Here is a 15,973-nt window from a genome sequence, read left to right as displayed (position 1 = left end):
GTGTGAAAGGGGACGGAAGCGCGGCATCCTTGCACTTGACGGTGAAGCCATGGTTAACGTTTGGCTTATGGCCCAGGCAGCGCCTACCCGTGCCTTGCCGGTGGCCTGTCCCCTTGAAACCACCCCAAATCTTTGATTTTGACGAGTCCTCGGCCTATAAGGCCGCGCTTCTCCCCTGACCCCAGACGATTGCAAGAGACCTCGCATGGCCGGCCATTCCCAATTCAAGAACATCATGCATCGCAAGGGCCGGCAGGATGCGATGAAGTCCAAGCTGTTCGGCAAGCTGGCACGCGAAATTACGGTGTCGGCCAAGCTGGGCACGCCGGATCCGGCGATGAACCCGCGGCTGCGCGCCGCCGTGGTCGCGGCCCGCGCCGAGAACATGCCCAAGGACAACATCGAGCGCGCCATCAAGAAAGCGCTCGGCGGCGAGGGTGAGAACTACGCCGAGATCCGCTATGAGGGCTATGGTCCCGGCGGTGTCGCCGTCATCGTCGAGGCGCTGACCGACAACCGCAACCGCGCCGCCTCGGACATCCGCTCCTACTTCACCAAATCAGGCGGCAATCTCGGCGAGACCGGTTCGGTCGCATTCATGTTCGACCGCGTCGGCATCATCGAATTCGACCGCAGCGTCGCCTCCGACGACGCGGTGCTGGACGCCGCGATCGAGGCCGGCGCCGACGACGTGATTTCGGGGGAGGGCGGCCATGAGGTCTATGCCTCGCCGGACGGTTTCCACGAGGTCGCCAAGAACCTCGAGGCCAAGTTCGGCGAGCCGCGCAAGGCGGCGCTGACCTGGAAGCCGCAGAACACGGTGGCGGTCGACGACGAGACCGGCGAGAGGCTGGTGAAGCTGATGGATCTGCTGAACGAGCATGACGACGTCCAGAACGTCTATGCCAATTTCGAGATCTCCGACGCGCTGATGGCGAAGATGGGCGGTTGACGGACGGTTAACCGTATCGCCGGCGCAGTGGGTGGCTGTTCCGTTTATGTTTCCACCAGGACGGCGCGAGGCTATCTCTAACCCATGAAAGCCCAGCCGATTCGCTCAGCCGTCCGCATCATCGGGATCGATCCCGGCCTCCGCCGCACCGGCTGGGGCGTGATCGAGAGCGAGGGCAACCGGCTGATCTATGTCGGCTGCGGCTCGGTCGAGCCGCCCGACGACCTGCCGCTGGCGAACCGGCTGCTGGCGATCCACGAGGGGCTCGCCAAGGTGCTGGCCGACTTCCAGCCGCTGGAAGCCGCGGTCGAGCAGACCTTCGTCAACAAGGACGGTGTCGCCACCCTGAAGCTCGGCCAGGCCCGCGGCATCGCCATGCTGGCGCCGGCGATGTTCGGAATTTCGGTCGCCGAATACGCGCCCAACCAGGTCAAGAAGACCGTGGTCGGCGCCGGCCATGCCGACAAGGGCCAGATCGCGGTGATGCTGAAGATCCTGCTGCCGAAGGCCGAGCCGCCGTCGGCGGACGCGGCCGACGCTCTCGCCATCGCCATCACCCACGCCCACCACCGCCAGGGCCAGGCGCTCCGCATGAAGGTCGCCGGGCTATGATCGGCAAGCTCAAGGGGCTGATCGATTCCTATGCCGAGGACTTCGTGATCCTCGACGTCGGCGGCGTCGGCTACCAGGTGCACTGTTCGGCGCGCACCCTGCAGGCCTTGCCGTCGCCGGGTGAAGCCGCCACATTGTCGATCGAGACCTATGTGCGCGAGGACCAGATCAAGCTGTTCGGTTTTCGCTCGGATGTCGAACGGGAATGGTTTCGTCTTTTGCAGACCGTGCAGGGCGTCGGCGCCAAGGTCGCCCTCGCCGTCCTTGGCACTCTGCCGCCGGCCGATCTCGCCAACGCAATCGCGCTGCGCGACAAGGCCGCGGTGGCGCGCACGCCAGGCGTCGGCCCGAAGGTGGCCGAGCGCATCGTGACCGAGCTGAAGGACAAGTCGCCGGCGTTCGCCAATGTCGATCCCGGCGTCGCCAGGCTGTCCGGCGCGATCGAGGAGTCCCGCGCGCCGCAGCCGGTCGCGGATGCGATCTCCGCTCTCATCAATCTCGGCTATGGCCAGCCGCAGGCCGCTGCGGCAATCGCCGCAGCCTCGCGGGCGGCCGGCGACAAGGCCGAGACCGCCCAACTCATCCGCCTCGGCCTCAAGGAGCTGGCGAAGTAGGTTGCAAAGTAGGTCGCCGCGCCGGGCGAGCAGAAGGACAACGATTTCTCCCATGGTGAGCAAGAAGGACAAGGAGCTGATCGAGGCGGCCGCATCGGCGGTGAAGAGCCGCTACCGCAACGATTGGCAGGAGGTCGGCGCGGCCATGCGCACCCGCGACGGCCGCATCATCACCGGCGTCAACATCGACGCCTATCTCGGCCGCAACGCCGTCTGCGCCGAAGCCATCGCGATCGGCCGCGCCATCACCGAGCACGGCGACCACGGCATCGAGACCATCGTCGCGGTGCGCCATCCCAAGCCCGGCGAGCCCGGCGAGGTCTCCGTGGTCTCGCCTTGCGGCACCTGCCGCGAGCTGATCCATGATTACGATGCGAAGGCGCGCGTCATCGTGCCGTCGAACGGCAAGGGCCCCGACGTCGTGACCATCGGCGAGCTGCTGCCGAACAAATACAGGCGCGGCAACGAATGAAGCCGCCCGCGCGCATGGTCAGCCCGGAGCGGCGCTCCGATGATGTCGGCGACACCGCGCTGCGTCCGCAGCAGCTGTCGGAGTTCGTCGGCCAGCAGCAGGCCCGCGCCAACCTGTCGATCTTCATCGAGGCGGCGCGCAAGCGCGGCGAGGCGCTCGACCATGTGCTGTTCGTCGGTCCCCCGGGCCTCGGCAAGACGACGCTGGCGCAGATCGTCGCGCGCGAGCTCGGCGTCGGTTTTCGCGCGACGTCCGGCCCGGTCATCGCCAAGGCCGGTGATCTCGCGGCGTTGCTAACCAATCTCGAAGAGCGCGACGTGCTGTTCATCGACGAGATCCATCGCCTCAGCCCGGCGGTCGAGGAGGTGCTCTATCCCGCGATGGAGGACTTCCAGCTCGACCTCATCATCGGCGAGGGCCCGGCGGCGCGCTCGGTCAAGATCGATCTGTCGAAGTTCACGCTGGTTGGTGCGACGACCCGCGCAGGCCTGCTGACAAACCCGCTGCGCGATCGTTTCGGCATTCCGATCCGGTTGAACTTCTACACGATCGAGGAGCTGGAGAGCATCGTCACGCGCGGTGCGCGCGTGCTCGGCGTCGGCATGACCGCCGATGGCGCCAACGAGATCGCGCGCCGCGCCCGCGGCACGCCGCGTATTGCCGGCCGGCTGCTGCGCCGGGTGCGCGATTTTGCGTCCGCTGCTGACGCCAGCGCGATCGACCGCGCCATTGCCGATCACGCGCTGAGCGCGCTGGAGGTCGATGCGGCCGGGCTCGATGCGATGGATCGGCGCTATCTCTCGACCATCGCGCTGAACTACGGCGGCGGCCCGGTCGGCGTCGAGACCATGGCTGCGGCACTGTCGGAGCCGCGCGATGCGATCGAGGATATCATTGAGCCTTATCTGATCCAGTGCGGCTATCTGCAGCGCACCCCGCGCGGCCGTCTCCTGACCTCGCACGCGTTCAAGCATCTCGGCATGGCCGAGCCGAACCGCGATCCCAGCCAGTTCGGCCTGTTCGGTAACGGGGACGATGATTAACGAAACTGCTGACAATCTGCACAGACACACCCGAAATCGGTTGCAATGATTGGCGAGAAGGAAGCCGCTGCGAGGAATTCGTCCATGCTGTCACGCCGTCGCTTCCTGTCCTTCTCAGGCGGACTTGCCGCCACCGGTTTTTCCACCGCCACCTATGGCGTCGGCGTCGAGCCGCTCCGCCTCGGCGTGACCGACTATCAGGTCCGGCCGCGCAACTGGCCGTCCGGGCTGACGCTGAAAATCGCCGCGGTCGCTGACATTCATGCCTGCGATCCCTGGATGTCGCTGGCGCACATCGAGACGATCGTTGCGCGAACCAATGCGTTGCTGCCGGACCTGATCGTTCTGCTCGGTGACTATGTCGCCGGTCACCGCCATCACGTCGGCCGCATCGACGCCTCGGAGTGGGCGCCGGTGCTCGGCCGCCTGAAGGCGCCGCTCGGCGTGCACGCCATCCTCGGCAACCACGACTATTGGGATGACAAGACCGTGCAGCGCGACGGCCACGGCGTGCCCTACGCGCAGCAGGCGCTCGAGGCTGCCGGCATTCCCGTCTATGAGAACGACGCCGTGCGCCTCAGCAAGAATGGCCAGGCGTTCTGGCTCGCCGGTCTCGGCGATCAGCTCGCCTACATGCCTGCGCGGCGGTTCCGATCCGTCCCGCGGATCGGCGTCGATGATCTCGCAGCCACGTTGCGCAAGGTGACGGACAGTGCGCCGGTGATCCTGCTCGCCCACGAGCCGGATGTTGCGCTCCGGGTGCCGTCGCGGGTGGCGCTGCAGTTGTCGGGACATACGCATGGCGGCCAGGTTCGTGTGCTCGGCTGGTCGCCGGCCGTTCCCCCGCGCAACGGCGTCAATCTGGCCTACGGCCACATCCGCACCCAATGCGACGTCATCGTCTCGGGTGGCCTTGGCTGCAGCATCATGCCGGTGCGGATCGGCATGCCGCCGGAAATCGTTCTGGTCACGGTCGGCGGGGAACCGATGGAGGTGACCTCCTAGCTTGCGCTCGCGGTCGAACTGGGCGAAACGGTCGCATTGCCCGGCGATCGAGGATTTCCAGTGACCCATCATCTCGACGGCCAGATCCGCGACGGCCGCCACCATATGCAGGTCCGAGTCTACTACGAGGACACGGACTTTTCAGGCATCGTCTACCACGCCAACTACCTCCGCTTCATGGAGCGCGGCCGCACCAATCATCTGCGGCTGATGGGCGCCGAGCAGCACGCGCTGTTCGCGGAGGCTGCCAGCGAAGCCCCGGGCTTCGCCTTCGTCGTGCGTTCGATGACGCTGGATTTCCTGCGGCCTGCGCGCATGGACGACGTGCTCGATGTCGTCACCTGGCCGATCGCGGTCAAGGGCGCCTCGATCACGCTGGCCCAGGAGGTGCGGCGTTGCGAGGAGGTGCTCGTCAGGGCCGATGTCCGCGTCGCCTTCATCAGCGGCGGCAAGGCGCAGCCGATCCCGAAGGCGCTGCGCGACCTGATGAAGGCGGACCTCGCCTGAGCCGCTCAGGGCTGCGCGGCAGGCGAGGCCTCCTGCGGCATGGTCAGCAGCTCCCCCTCGCGGCGGAGCTTGCCCGCGTCGAGAAGGACCTCGAGGCTGCCCTGCACGGCCTCACGGAGTTGCGCGCTGGTGGAGCCGAAGCCGAACAGACGGGCCACCGCCTGGATCAGCTGGTCCTCCTCGGCGCCGAAGTTCTGCTCCACGACCTGCATGATCGCCGCCTTGATCTCGTCCGGCGGCAACATCTCGGGCTTGCGCAACGTCGTCGATTGCACGTCCTCGCGGTTCCGGACGACGATCGCCTGACCAGGCACGGCGTAGAACGGTCCTCCGGCGATCTGACCCTTAGTCACCGCTGCGTTCAGCGCGGCGCGCACGGCGTCGCGGATGCGGTTGCCGGCGCGGGCGAGGCCCCAGGCCGATCTGATCCGGACGATGATTTCCGATTCGTGCACCGGTCCCTCGATCGCGACGATCTCGACCACGTGCTTCGTCATGTTGGCGAGCGACGTCTCGTGCGGCTCGATCTCCCGGCGCACCCGCAATTTGGCCTCCTCATAGGGCACCATCGTCGGCGCCTGTGCGGCGACCTCTACGGGACGATCCGCGGTCTGCTCCGGCGGCGGAACATCCGGCATGGCTGGCGGCGGCTCGGGCTGCGCCTCGGGAAGCGCGTCGTCGATCTCCTTCCAATGCGCCTTCGCGGCGTCGATGGCGCGGACGACCTTCTCGATCTCCTCCTTGGGCCGGAGAAACCAGTCCGTCGACCAGATCCGATGCAGCACCCAGCCATGCGCTTCCAGCACGTTCTGCCGCAGACGATCGCGGTCCCGCGCCGAGCGCGAGGCGTGGTATTGGGCGCCGTCGCATTCGATGCCGAGCAGGAAGCGGCCGGGCTTGTCGGGATCGACCACGGCGAGATCGACGAAGAAGCCGGCGGTGCCGATCTGCGTCTTCACGTCGTAGCCCAGCGCCCGCAGCTTGGCGGCGACCTGCTCCTCGAACACCGAGTCCGGATCGCGGCCGGTCTCCTGCGCGATGCCGAGCTGCCCGGTCTGCGCAAAGGTGAGGAACGTCTTCAGCGCAGCGATGCCGCGGCCCTTGGCGCGCGACAGGTCGATGTCGTCGCCGGTGATCGAGGAGAAGACCTCGCAGCGCAGCTTGGCGCGGGAGATCAGCACGTTCAGCCGCCGCTCGCCGCCATCGGAGTTCAGCGGGCCGAAGCTCATCGAGACGAAGCCTTCCTTCGTTCGCCCGTAGCCCATGGAAGTGAAGATGACGTCGCGCTCGTCGCCCTGGATGTTCTCGAGGTTCTTGACGAAGAATGGCTCGCTGGTGCCGCGGACGAAGAAGCCCTCCGTCTCCGGATTCTCCTTGCGAAGGATTTCGAGCTGATCCTGGATCGCCTGGCGCTGGGCCACAGAGAAGGTTGCGACACCGAGGCTGCGCTCCGGCATCTCGCGGGCATGACGCATGACCGCCTCGGCCACGATCCGCGCCTCGCGGGGATTGGTCCGGCTGCTGCCGCGCTCGTAATGCGCATCGGGGTTGTAGTTGAACTTCAGCCCCATGCCGGCCACCGCGTCATAGGGGCTCGGCACGATGAACAGACGGTTGTCGTAGAACTGCTTGTTGGAGACCGCGATCAACGACTGATGCTTGCTGCGATAGTGCCAGTTCAGCATCCGATGCGACAGGCCCTTGGCCAAGCAGAGGTCGAGAATGCTCTCGGCATCCTTCACCTGGAAGGTCGGTTGCTCGTCGTCCTCATTGTCATCGTCATCGTTCCCCGTCAGCTTCGCGAAGAACCGCGTCGGCGGCAGCTGCCGCTCGTCGCCGACCACGACCATCTGCCGGCATCGCGCGACCGCGCCGAGCGCATCGACGGGTTCGATCTGCGAGGCCTCGTCGACGACCAGCAGATCGAAGGCGATCGCACCGGGCTTCAGGAACTGCGCAACCGACAGCGGGCTCATCAGGAAGATCGGCTTGATCTGCTGGACGACCGGACCGGCGCGCTCCAGGAGCTGCCGGATGGGAAGATGATTGCGCTTCTTCGCCAATTCGCCGTTGAGGACACCGAGCGGCCCGATGCCGCCTGCGTTGCGCGGCAGCGCAGTCGCATGCTCATGCGCGATCTGGTCCCGGGCGAGCTGCATGCGTTCGACGTCGAGCTTGCGGAAGCCGTCGACGAGCCGGTCGTGCAACTTGCCGTCGAAGCGTTTCAGTTGCGGATGCTGCGCGAAGATCACGCCGCGCATGGCTTCGTAGTAGGAGTTGTCGAAGGCCTGTGGCAGTCTATCCCCCGGCAGCGATCCGTCCAGCGCGCGATCGACCAGCGCCGTGAGACCATCCGCGCGGGCGAGCCGAACCCGCTCCATGAACGCGATCCAGCGGGTCAGGCGCTCGGTGGCGCTGCGCCACTCCGAGAGCGTCCGCGACAGCTCATCGAATTGAACCCCTTCGCCCGGCTGCAGTGGGATGCGAGAGGGGGCCAGCTGCAGAAAATCGATCAACTGCTGCAGTTCGGATCGCAAGCCGGCGAGATCGCTGCTCAGTTTCGCGATCGCTAGTCGATCTTCGGCCGACAGCTTCAGATGCGTCAGGCGGAGCCGCATCTCGTCATTGGCGAACGACTTCGGAAACGCGGTCCACCAGGCCGTCAATCTCGACAGCGCGTCCCAGTCCGACAGCTCCTTCTGCCAGGCGCTCCCGAAGGCTGTGCTGCCGGCGCCCGCCACCTCCGCGAAGGAGCGGCGCGCAACCTGTGCCGCGATGAGTCCGTCGATCAGCAACAGGCGCTGATCGAGGGATTTCGGCATCGGTACCTTCAAATACGAGGTCAGCAGCGCCATCTGCTCGCGGTAGCGCGAGCTCAGCAGGCGAAACCACGAGCGGCCTTTCTCAGCGATTACCTTGCGGCAATCAGCAGCCGACGCCTCCCAGGCGGCGTCGACGAAGGCCCCCTCGAAAGCGGCCTTCAACTTCGTATAGCGGAGCCCCTTGTCGACGACGTCGACGATCTCATGCGGCCGACTCCAGATCGGATCGCCAAACGCAGCCCTGTCGCATTCCGGCATCGCGGCTGCCGCCTCGGCGACGGCAAGCAGGTCGCTCGCCGCGGCCAGGTTGGTGGGCGTTGTGACTTCGAGCAAGGCGCCAATGTGCGCAGCTCCTGTCACGACGTGGCTGAGATGATTCGAGATGCTGTCCAGTAACGTCAGCAGCTTCGCCATCTCGCTCGGGTCGAGGGCGTCGCGGCCGACGCCCCGCCACGGATGCAGGTGAGGCGCACCATCGGTCGCGATGCGGTCGGCCAACTCGACGACCAACTCGCGCCGCCGCTCCAGGTCCAAGGGAGACCAAAGCTCTGGCCCTTGCAACGGCAATGCCGCCTGATCAGATGCTTCCCTGCAACGCACGAGGTGGCCGAGCAGCCGGAATGGTGTCAGCTCACTTGGCTGATGCGGCTGGTGCATCATGTCGGCGTGGCGATTGAGGTTGTCGCGACTGTCGGTCAGGCGCTGCACCAGAGTCGCTTCGCCCGCTGATGCCGGCACGGTCGCCGATTTGGAGCGCTTCAGTTCCTCCAGCACAAGGCGCTTGTTGGCCTTGTTGGAGTGAAGCTCGAGCGCGAGCGACCCCAGGCCGACGCCCTTCAGCCGCCGATGCACGACATCCAGCGCCGCCATCTTCTCGGCGACGAACAGGACTGTCTTTCCCTCGGCCGCGGCTGCCGCGATGATGTTTGTGATGGTCTGCGACTTTCCGGTGCCCGGCGGGCCCTTGACGACCAGGTCGCGTCCGCGGACCACTTCCTCGATCACGACGGCCTGCGACGAATCGGCATCGACAACGTGGTTCATCGCAATCGGCTGGATCACGGAATCAATCTTGCCGTCGTCCGGGACGATCGGCTCCTGCCCCTCGAAGCCGTTCTGCAGCAGTGCCGCGATCAGCGGGTGCCGATCCAGCGCGCCGTCGGCCGGCCAGTTCTCCGGGTCGAGGTCGCGATACATCAGGAATTTGGAGAACGAGAAGAAGCCGAGCACGATCGCGTCGGCCCTGACCTCCCATCTCTTCTTGTTTGCGACTGTCTCGGCAATGCCGGCCAGATAGCCGGCGATGTCGACATCGTCCTCGTCGCCGAAATCCGCGAGCTTCAATCCGAACTCGGCATCGAGCTTCGCCTGCAGCGAGAGATTCGGCGAGGGCGGCTCGGCGCGCGAGACCAGATGAAACCGATCGGCCGCGCTGCTGCGTTCCAGCCGCACGGGCAGGAGCACGAGCGGCGCGAAGCGCTCGACGTCGGATTTGTCGTCCTCGAACCATTTGAGCAGGCCGAAGGCGAGATAGAGGATGTTGACGCCCTGTTCTTCCTCGAGCGTTCGCGCGTCGTACCAGATGTCGAGCAGCCGCTTCTGTAGCGCCTCCGACGACAACCGGGTCTGCAGCCGTGTATCGGCCGGCCGGGTCGGCGTCTCCGATTCGCTTTCGCTCCGTTTTGGGCTTGCGCTCGGCGGAGGCAGCGGCAGAGTTGGAGCGGATGTGGTCTCGCTGGTTTCTGCAGCTGTCTCTGCCTTGGTCGGAAGAAACGTGAATCGCTTGCCGTCGCCGAGCAGCTCGTACAACTCGGCGGAGCGTGCGCCGACGATGTCGATGGTGCGGATGGTCTTGGTCTTGAGCGGGATGTGCACGAGCCGGTTGCGCGTGCCCAGATCGAGCAGCGCGCGCCGGTCCGCCAGCAATCGGTCTCGTACGGATGTGCTTGCCACGTGCAATCCTCCTGCGATTCGAGGATTGCAACCCGAACTGACCGCGGTCAAGCATCGCTGCTAGGCAGCTGCCTTGTGCCGCGCGAGTTCCGCCTTGTAGAGTTCGAACTCCTCGGCGATCGCGCGGGCGATCGATGGCCGCGTGCGCAGGCGTTCGTAGTAGGCCTTCACGGCCGGCCATTTGGCGAGCTCGATCGGCGGCGTCGCCATCGTCCAGTTGATCACGGTCACGAGATAGGCATCGGCGACGGTGAAGTGGTCCAGCAGAAACGCGCGGCCGCGCAGATGGTTGTCGAGATGATCGAGCCGCGACAGGTTCTTCTTCAGGACGTGAACCTTCATCTCCTCCGGTGCCGTCCGGTCGAGGACCGGAATGAACAGGCCCTTGTGCAGCTCGGTGCCGATGAAGCAGAGCCATTGGTGCAGACGGCTGCGGTCCATGCCAGGTCCGGTGCCGAGCTTCGCCTCGGGGAAGTGGTCGGCGACATATTGGAGAATCGCTGCGTTCTCGGTCAGCAGGTCGCCGTCATCGGTGCGCAGCGTGGGCACCAGGCCGAGCGGGTTGACGCTGCGGAAATCCGAGCCGTCGTTCATTACGATCTTGGTCTTCGGATCGACCTCGAGATAAGTCGCCTCGGCACCTGCCTCATAGAGCGCGATGCGGGTGGCGAGTGAGCAGGCGAGCGGCGAGAAATACAGGTCCATGGACGTCTCCCGGAGCTCCGGAGCGGAGCATTGATTGATTTTTATACTGTCTCGCATAATATGAAATGGGTCAAGGAATTTAGTGCGAAATGGTACAAAAAAAGAAGGGGCCGCCGCATGGCGACCCTCCCACCGAAAAGCCCGCCGCGACGGCCGAGCCGAAACGGCGCGGTCGGCCGCGCGCCTATGAGCCGGACATAGCCCTCGGCAAGGCGCTCGACCTGTTCCGGTCGACGGGCTTTGCGGCGACGTCGCTCGACGACCTCAGCGCCGCCACGGGCATGAACCGGCCGAGCCTCTATGGTGCGTTCGGTGACAAGCGCGAGCTCTACATCAAGAGCTATCAGCGCTACCGCGACAACGCCCGTGCCGTGATGGGGCACATCTTTCGTGATGACGCGCCGGTGCGCGAGCAATTGCAGAAGATCTTTGCGGCCGCACTCGACATCTATCTCTCCGGCGAGGAGGGGCCGCGCGGCTGCTTCACGGTGATGACCGCGGGCTCCGAGGCCGTCGCCGATCCGGACATCCGCGCCATGGTGCAGAATGCGCTGACCGAACTCGACAAGGCGTTCGCGCATTGCTTCCGGCGTGCCAAGGAGAAGGGCGAACTGCCGGACAGTGCTGATCCCCTCGTTCTGGCGCAACTGGCGTCGGCGACGGTCCACTCGATCGCGGTCCGTGCCCGGGCGCGGGTACCGCGTGAGAACCTGGAGGCGATCGTCGCCGGTGCGATCGATGTGATGGTGGGCGGCAGATAGCGTCTCAGTACCCCCTCTCGCGATCCACCATGTTGCGCAGTGCGCCGCCGGCCTCGAACGACGCGATCTGCTCGGCAACATAGCGCGAGATGGCGTCGGCATCGGTGTCGGCGGCGTTGTGCGGCGTCAGCACCACCTTGGGATGGGTCCAGAACGGGCTGTCAGCGGGCAGCGGCTCCTGCCCGAACACGTCGAGCGACACCGACCCGAGCGTGCCGTCGTCCAGGCAGCCGAGGATGTCGGCCTCGTTCTGCAGGCCGCCGCGGCCGGCATTGATCATGACCGGCGCGCCGAGCGGCGACGAGCGCCGCAGCTTCGCGAACATGCTGCGATCGAGAATGCCGCGCGTATCCGGCGTCAGCGGCAGCAGCGACACCAGGATGTCGGTCCGTGCCAGGAATGCGTCGAGCTGCGCCGCGCCATGGAAGCTTTCGATGCCGTTGACCTGCTTCGCGCTGCGGCTCCAGCCGGCGACCTGGAAGCCGATGCGCTTGAGCACCTCGGCCGCATCGGCACCCAACGTGCCCAGCCCGAGAATGCCGACGTTGATCGCGGCCGCCGGCCATTGATATTTCGGCGCCCAGCGCTTCACGCGCTGCGACTCGCGCAGATACAGCTCCTGACGATGGTGCATCAGCACGTGCAGCACGACATATTCGGTCATGCGCGCGGTGAGGTCGTCGACGGCGACCCGGACCAGCGGCACGCCGGGCAGGGTCTTGTCGGCCATCAACGCGTCGACCCCGGCGCCGAGGTTGAAGATCACGCGCAGGTTCGGGAAGCCGGCGAGCTCGCCGGGGACCGGCTTCCACACCGCCGCATAGTGCACGTCGGCCGGATCGAGCCCGGCATCGGGCAGCAGCACCACGGGCCGATCGGCGCAGACGTCGTCGAAGCGCGCCTTCCAGCGCTGCGGCGACCAGTTGTCGGTGCCGCCATGGATCAGGAGCGCCAGCGCGCCTTTGGTCATCGGAGGATCCTCGAAGCTTGAGTGACCTGTCCCACATACCAGATCGGGCGGGCAGGCCAATCTCCGGTCATCAACACGGAGACATCGTCATGCGCAAACTGCTTCTCGTCACCGCCCTCGTCGTCGCATCCGCCTCGGCCCAGGCTCAGACCATCGACGTCGGCTCGATCCTGTCGGCCAACGGCATCTCCATCGGCAAGGGCGGCGGTCAGCCGCAGGCTGCAGGCCAGCCGGGCGGTGGCGCACCGGGCATGGCGCAAAATGCGGGCGGTCAAACTGCCGCAGGGCAAGGCCAAGGGCAGGGTCAAGGTCAGGGGCAGGGCCAGTCGCAACGTCAGGCCGGACGGGCCAAGCAGCCGCGCGAAAGCGCCCAGGAGACGCGGGCGCGCAACATCGCCGCAAAGTACGGCATCTCCTGGTAGCCGGAGCGTTTCCGCCGAGGGAACCCGCGAATTTTCTTCGCGGGCCTGTCGGCCACGGGCATACTCCGCCGTCTTGAAGACGAATGGAGATGTGTGCCGATGCTGTATGCGCTGCTTTGCTATCACGATGAGGATGTCGTCTGCGCCTGGAGCAAGGACCAGGACGCGGCGGTCATGGCCAAGCTCGCGGTGATCCAGGAGAAGCTCACCAAACAGGGACGGCTCGGGCCGGTGGCGCGGCTGTTGCCGACCACGGCGGCCACCACGCTGCGCAAGGAGGATCCGCCGCTCGTGCTCGACGGCCCCTATGCCGAGACCAAGGAGCAGCTGCTCGGCTTCTACATCGTCGATTGTGCCAATCTCGACGAGGCGCTCGCGGTCGCGCGCGACCTCGGCGAGGCCAATCCCGGCGGCTCCTACGAGATCCGTCCGGTCGGCACGTTCAGGCCGGGCGGAGCGCTGGCATGAGCGACGCGGCCTGGATCGATGCGGCCCTGACATCAGCACGCCCCCAGGCCGTCGGCGCATTGCTGCGCTACTTCCGTAACCTCGACACCGCGGAGGAGGCGTTCCAGAACGCCTGCCTGCGCGCGCTGAAGAGCTGGCCGCAGAACGGGCCGCCGCGCGATCCGGCGGCGTGGCTGATCATGGTCGGACGCAATGCGGCCATCGACGAGGTCCGGCGCGTCCGCCGCGAGCAGCCGCTGCCGGAGGACGAGGCCATCTCCGATCTCGACGACGCCGAGAGCGCGATCGCCGACCGGCTCGACGGCTCGCATTATCGCGACGACATCCTCCGCCTGCTGTTCATCTGCTGCCACAAGGATCTGCCGGCCACGCAGCAGATCGCGCTGGCGCTGCGCGTGGTATCGGGATTGACGGTGAAGCAGATCGCCCGCGCCTTCCTGGTCAGCGAGGCGGCGATGGAGCAGCGCATCACCCGCGCCAAGGCGCGCGTCGCGCAGGCGGAGGTGCCGTTCGAAACACCGGGCGCGGTCGAGCGCTCCGAGCGCCTGTTCGCGGTCGCCGCCATGATCTACCTGATCTTCAACGAGGGCTATTCGGCCAGCGGCGACACCGCCGCGCTGCGCAAGCCGCTCTCGGACGAAGCCATTCGCTTGGCGCGGTTGTTGCTGCGGCTGTTCCCGAGCGAGCCTGAGATCATGGGACTGACCGCGCTGCTGCTGTTGCAGCACGCGCGGACGGCCGCCCGATTCGATGCCGAGGGCGCGCCGATTCTGCTCGAGGACCAGGATCGCACGCTGTGGAACCAGTCGATGATTGCCGAAGGCGTGGCGCTGATCGACAAGGCGATGCGGCATCGCCGCAGCGGTCCGTACCAGATCCAGGCCGCGATCGCCGCGCTGCATGCGCGTGCGGCCAGGCCTGAGGACACCGACTGGACGCAGATCGACCTGCTCTATGGTGCGCTCGAGGTGGTGCAGCCCTCGCCGGTGGTGACGCTCAATCGCGCCGTGGCCGTCTCCAAGGTGCGCGGCGCCGAAGCCGCGCTCGACCTGATCGCGCCGCTCGAAAGCCGGCTCGGCAACTATTTCTATTTCTTCGGCGTGCGCGGCGCGCTGCTGATGCAGCTCGGGCGCAACGAGGAAGCGCGGACCGCGTTCGATCGCGCCATCGCGCTGGCGCACAGCTCGGCCGAAGCGGCCCACATCCGCATGCAGCTCGACCGCCTGATGCAGGACGGCACCACCGCTCGCGCGAGCCGCTGAGCCTGAGATGAGCGTCATTTTTTCCGCACACATGTCGGACGTATGATCCCTCTTTCGTCCTTGAATCAGCATCACCGGGAGGAGCTTGAAATGTCGACGATCACCCTGGACCAGCCAGTCTCGCGCGCCGAGTTGTGGGGCGGCCGCATCCTCAGCGGACTGGTGATCCTGTTCCTGGCGTTCGACGGCGCGATCAAGCTGATCCCGTTGCCGGTCGTCACCCAGACCATGGATCAGATGGGCTATGGCGGCAGCGACGCCATGGCGCGGGCGCTCGGGCTGATCACGCTGCTCTGCACCGCGCTCTATGCGCTGCCGGCGACCTCGCTGCTGGGGGCGATCCTGCTCACCGGCTATCTCGGCGGCGCCATCGCCTCGCATGTCCGGATCGGCAGTCCGCTGTTCAGCCACGTGCTGTTCGGTCTCTATCTCGGGCTGATGGTGTGGGGCGGCCTGTGGCTGCGCGACCGCCGGCTGCGCGCGCTGTTGCCGCTGCGCTGACATCTGACGTCTCAACCAAGGAGCATGACCATGATCTGTCCCTATCTCACCTTCAACGGCGACTGCGAGCAGGCCCTCAAGCACTATGGCGACGTGCTCGGCGCCAAGGTCGACATGATGATGCGCTATGGCGAGGCTCCGCCGGAGATGCCGTCCGCGCCCGAGCACAAGGACAGGATCATGCACGTGCGCTTCTCGATCGGCGGCGATGCCGTGATGGCCTCGGATTCGCCGCCGGAATACTATCAAGGCAAGCCCAACGGCATTTCGGTCTCGCTCCAGATCACCGATCCGGCCGAGGCCGAGCGCAAGTTCAACGCGCTGATCGCGGGCGGCACCGTGACGATGCCGTTCGGCAAGACGTTCTGGTCGAAGGGCTTCGGCATGGGCGTCGATCGCTTCGGCATTCCGTGGATGATCAATTCCCCGGCGGACGGCTTCGAGGCGTGACGCCGCTAGCGGCACGAGGCGTACATCGCCTTGAGCTCGCGCCCGCGCAACAGCAGAAGCCGCGACGTCAGGCCGCCGCGGCGCTCGATCCAGCTGCGCACCGGTGTTGGATAGGTCTTTAGCACCAGCTTGGAGGCCTCCGGCTCCGCATAGATGCGGCCGCGCCGGTCGACTGATCGCGCGGCGTGGAAGCCGAGCGACGCGCGGCGCGTCACGCAGATGCGATCCCCGGGCACGACGCTCAGCACCAGCGTGCAGGCCGACAGGCAGGGACCGTCGATCATGACGCGCTCGCCGGAGGCGCGCACCTTCTCGAACAGGTCGAGGAACGAGCCGACCTCGCCGCCGGGCGAGGAGATGATGCGGATATCCGCGCGCGCCAGCATCGTCGCGATCCCCCACAGGACGACCGCGAGCAGCAACGTCAGGATGATGCGCATCCGGCTCGGCATCT

At 66.3% G+C, this 15,973-nt stretch carries 17 protein-coding genes; 13 read left to right on the top strand and 4 right to left on the bottom strand.

What is annotated here, in order from left to right; all coding sequences use genetic code 11:
* Nucleotides 1-205 precede the first annotated feature (205 nt).
* The 7 genes from ACQR07_RS28030 (at nucleotide 206) to ybgC (ending at nucleotide 5,205) form a co-directional block, all read left to right on the top strand.
* Nucleotides 206-952 carry a YebC/PmpR family DNA-binding transcriptional regulator gene (locus ACQR07_RS28030; protein WP_434865725.1) on the top strand — a complete coding sequence of 249 codons (747 nt, stop codon included), beginning with the start codon at nucleotides 206-208 and terminating at the stop codon, nucleotides 950-952.
* An 84-nt stretch (nucleotides 953-1,036) separates the two neighbouring features.
* Nucleotides 1,037-1,564: a crossover junction endodeoxyribonuclease RuvC gene (gene ruvC / locus ACQR07_RS28025; protein WP_434905319.1), complete on the top strand. Its 528-nt coding sequence runs from the start codon at nucleotides 1,037-1,039 to the stop codon at nucleotides 1,562-1,564.
* Nucleotides 1,561-2,178, top strand: coding sequence for a Holliday junction branch migration protein RuvA (ruvA, locus tag ACQR07_RS28020; protein WP_434905318.1), 618 nt, complete (start codon nucleotides 1,561-1,563; stop codon nucleotides 2,176-2,178). The genes ruvC and ruvA overlap by 4 nt, the downstream gene beginning before the upstream one ends.
* A gap of 52 nt (nucleotides 2,179-2,230) precedes the next feature.
* Nucleotides 2,231-2,650, top strand: coding sequence for a cytidine deaminase (locus ACQR07_RS28015; RefSeq protein WP_434865727.1), 420 nt, complete (start codon nucleotides 2,231-2,233; stop codon nucleotides 2,648-2,650).
* A complete protein-coding gene (gene ruvB / locus ACQR07_RS28010; RefSeq protein ID WP_434905317.1) occupies nucleotides 2,647-3,693 on the top strand; it encodes a Holliday junction branch migration DNA helicase RuvB in 1,047 nt (348 codons plus the stop codon). The genes ACQR07_RS28015 and ruvB overlap by 4 nt, the downstream gene beginning before the upstream one ends.
* An 84-nt stretch (nucleotides 3,694-3,777) precedes the next feature.
* Nucleotides 3,778-4,698, top strand: coding sequence for a metallophosphoesterase (locus ACQR07_RS28005; protein WP_434905316.1), 921 nt, complete (start codon nucleotides 3,778-3,780; stop codon nucleotides 4,696-4,698).
* A 60-nt stretch (nucleotides 4,699-4,758) separates the two neighbouring features.
* Nucleotides 4,759-5,205 carry a tol-pal system-associated acyl-CoA thioesterase gene (ybgC, locus tag ACQR07_RS28000; protein WP_434905315.1) on the top strand — a complete coding sequence of 149 codons (447 nt, stop codon included), beginning with the start codon at nucleotides 4,759-4,761 and terminating at the stop codon, nucleotides 5,203-5,205.
* A 5-nt stretch (nucleotides 5,206-5,210) separates the two neighbouring features.
* Here the strand turns inward: ybgC and ACQR07_RS27995 are convergent, their stop codons facing one another.
* Together ACQR07_RS27995 and ACQR07_RS27990 are read right to left on the bottom strand one after the other, a co-directional pair.
* Complete coding sequence (locus tag ACQR07_RS27995; RefSeq protein ID WP_434905314.1) at nucleotides 5,211-9,980, bottom strand: DUF3320 domain-containing protein; 4,770 nt, start codon at nucleotides 9,978-9,980, stop codon at nucleotides 5,211-5,213.
* 60 nt (nucleotides 9,981-10,040) lie between these two features.
* The gene (locus ACQR07_RS27990) at nucleotides 10,041-10,685 is read right to left on the bottom strand and encodes a glutathione binding-like protein (RefSeq protein ID WP_434905313.1); all 645 of its coding nucleotides are present in this window, start codon (nucleotides 10,683-10,685) and stop codon (nucleotides 10,041-10,043) included.
* 89 nt (nucleotides 10,686-10,774) lie between these two features.
* On the opposite strand from ACQR07_RS27990, the gene ACQR07_RS27985 reads away from it, so the two are divergent.
* On the top strand, nucleotides 10,775-11,446 hold the full coding sequence (locus ACQR07_RS27985; protein WP_434905312.1) for a TetR/AcrR family transcriptional regulator: 672 nt from the start codon (nucleotides 10,775-10,777) through the stop codon (nucleotides 11,444-11,446).
* A 4-nt stretch (nucleotides 11,447-11,450) separates the two neighbouring features.
* Here the strand turns inward: ACQR07_RS27985 and ACQR07_RS27980 are convergent, their stop codons facing one another.
* Entirely contained in the window at nucleotides 11,451-12,416 is a 966-nt protein-coding gene (locus tag ACQR07_RS27980; RefSeq protein WP_434905311.1) for a 2-hydroxyacid dehydrogenase, read from the bottom strand.
* 89 nt (nucleotides 12,417-12,505) lie between these two features.
* Between ACQR07_RS27980 and ACQR07_RS27975 the strand changes: the two genes are divergently transcribed.
* From ACQR07_RS27975 to ACQR07_RS27955, 5 genes are all read left to right on the top strand, one after another.
* Nucleotides 12,506-12,838: a hypothetical protein gene (locus tag ACQR07_RS27975; protein ID WP_434905310.1), complete on the top strand. Its 333-nt coding sequence runs from the start codon at nucleotides 12,506-12,508 to the stop codon at nucleotides 12,836-12,838.
* A 99-nt stretch (nucleotides 12,839-12,937) separates the two neighbouring features.
* Nucleotides 12,938-13,306, top strand: coding sequence for a YciI family protein (locus tag ACQR07_RS27970; RefSeq protein WP_434905309.1), 369 nt, complete (start codon nucleotides 12,938-12,940; stop codon nucleotides 13,304-13,306).
* Nucleotides 13,303-14,568, top strand: coding sequence for an RNA polymerase sigma factor (locus tag ACQR07_RS27965; protein WP_434905308.1), 1,266 nt, complete (start codon nucleotides 13,303-13,305; stop codon nucleotides 14,566-14,568). Before ACQR07_RS27970 ends, ACQR07_RS27965 begins: the two co-directional genes overlap by 4 nt.
* Before the next feature lie 132 nt (nucleotides 14,569-14,700).
* A complete protein-coding gene (locus tag ACQR07_RS27960; RefSeq protein WP_434905338.1) occupies nucleotides 14,701-15,069 on the top strand; it encodes a DoxX family protein in 369 nt (122 codons plus the stop codon).
* Between the two features lie 30 nt (nucleotides 15,070-15,099).
* Nucleotides 15,100-15,519, top strand: coding sequence for a VOC family protein (locus tag ACQR07_RS27955; RefSeq protein ID WP_434905307.1), 420 nt, complete (start codon nucleotides 15,100-15,102; stop codon nucleotides 15,517-15,519).
* A 5-nt stretch (nucleotides 15,520-15,524) separates the two neighbouring features.
* Here ACQR07_RS27955 and ACQR07_RS27950 read toward each other — a convergent pair whose 3' ends face one another.
* Nucleotides 15,525-15,971 (bottom strand): hypothetical protein, encoded by a 447-nt coding sequence (locus ACQR07_RS27950; RefSeq protein ID WP_434905306.1) that lies wholly within the window; start codon nucleotides 15,969-15,971, stop codon nucleotides 15,525-15,527.
* Nucleotides 15,972-15,973: the final 2 nt, after the last annotated feature.

Source organism: Bradyrhizobium sp. HKCCYLS20291 (assembly GCF_051167715.1).
Lineage (GTDB): Bacteria > Pseudomonadota > Alphaproteobacteria > Rhizobiales > Xanthobacteraceae > Bradyrhizobium.
Note: the sequence above shows the minus strand (reverse complement) of the source record. Positions and strands in the feature narration are given on the sequence as shown.

Bases quoted from the DNA above. Each gene is read 5' to 3' on its own strand.
- ACQR07_RS28030 (WP_434865725.1), top strand. From the start codon at position 206: ATGGCCGGCCATTCCCAATTCAAGAACATCATGCATCGCAAGGGCCGG.
- ruvC (WP_434905319.1), top strand. From the start codon at position 1,037: ATGAAAGCCCAGCCGATTCGCTCAGCCGTCCGCATCATCGGGATCGAT.
- ruvA (WP_434905318.1), top strand. From the start codon at position 1,561: ATGATCGGCAAGCTCAAGGGGCTGATCGATTCCTATGCCGAGGACTTC.
- ACQR07_RS28015 (WP_434865727.1), top strand. From the start codon at position 2,231: ATGGTGAGCAAGAAGGACAAGGAGCTGATCGAGGCGGCCGCATCGGCG.
- ruvB (WP_434905317.1), top strand. From the start codon at position 2,647: ATGAAGCCGCCCGCGCGCATGGTCAGCCCGGAGCGGCGCTCCGATGAT.
- ACQR07_RS28005 (WP_434905316.1), top strand. From the start codon at position 3,778: ATGCTGTCACGCCGTCGCTTCCTGTCCTTCTCAGGCGGACTTGCCGCC.
- ACQR07_RS27990 (WP_434905313.1), bottom strand. From the start codon at position 10,685: ATGGACCTGTATTTCTCGCCGCTCGCCTGCTCACTCGCCACCCGCATC.
- ACQR07_RS27985 (WP_434905312.1), top strand. From the start codon at position 10,775: ATGGTACAAAAAAAGAAGGGGCCGCCGCATGGCGACCCTCCCACCGAA.
- ACQR07_RS27980 (WP_434905311.1), bottom strand. From the start codon at position 12,416: ATGACCAAAGGCGCGCTGGCGCTCCTGATCCATGGCGGCACCGACAAC.
- ACQR07_RS27975 (WP_434905310.1), top strand. From the start codon at position 12,506: ATGCGCAAACTGCTTCTCGTCACCGCCCTCGTCGTCGCATCCGCCTCG.
- ACQR07_RS27970 (WP_434905309.1), top strand. From the start codon at position 12,938: ATGCTGTATGCGCTGCTTTGCTATCACGATGAGGATGTCGTCTGCGCC.
- ACQR07_RS27965 (WP_434905308.1), top strand. From the start codon at position 13,303: ATGAGCGACGCGGCCTGGATCGATGCGGCCCTGACATCAGCACGCCCC.
- ACQR07_RS27955 (WP_434905307.1), top strand. From the start codon at position 15,100: ATGATCTGTCCCTATCTCACCTTCAACGGCGACTGCGAGCAGGCCCTC.
- ACQR07_RS27950 (WP_434905306.1), bottom strand. From the start codon at position 15,971: ATGCCGAGCCGGATGCGCATCATCCTGACGTTGCTGCTCGCGGTCGTC.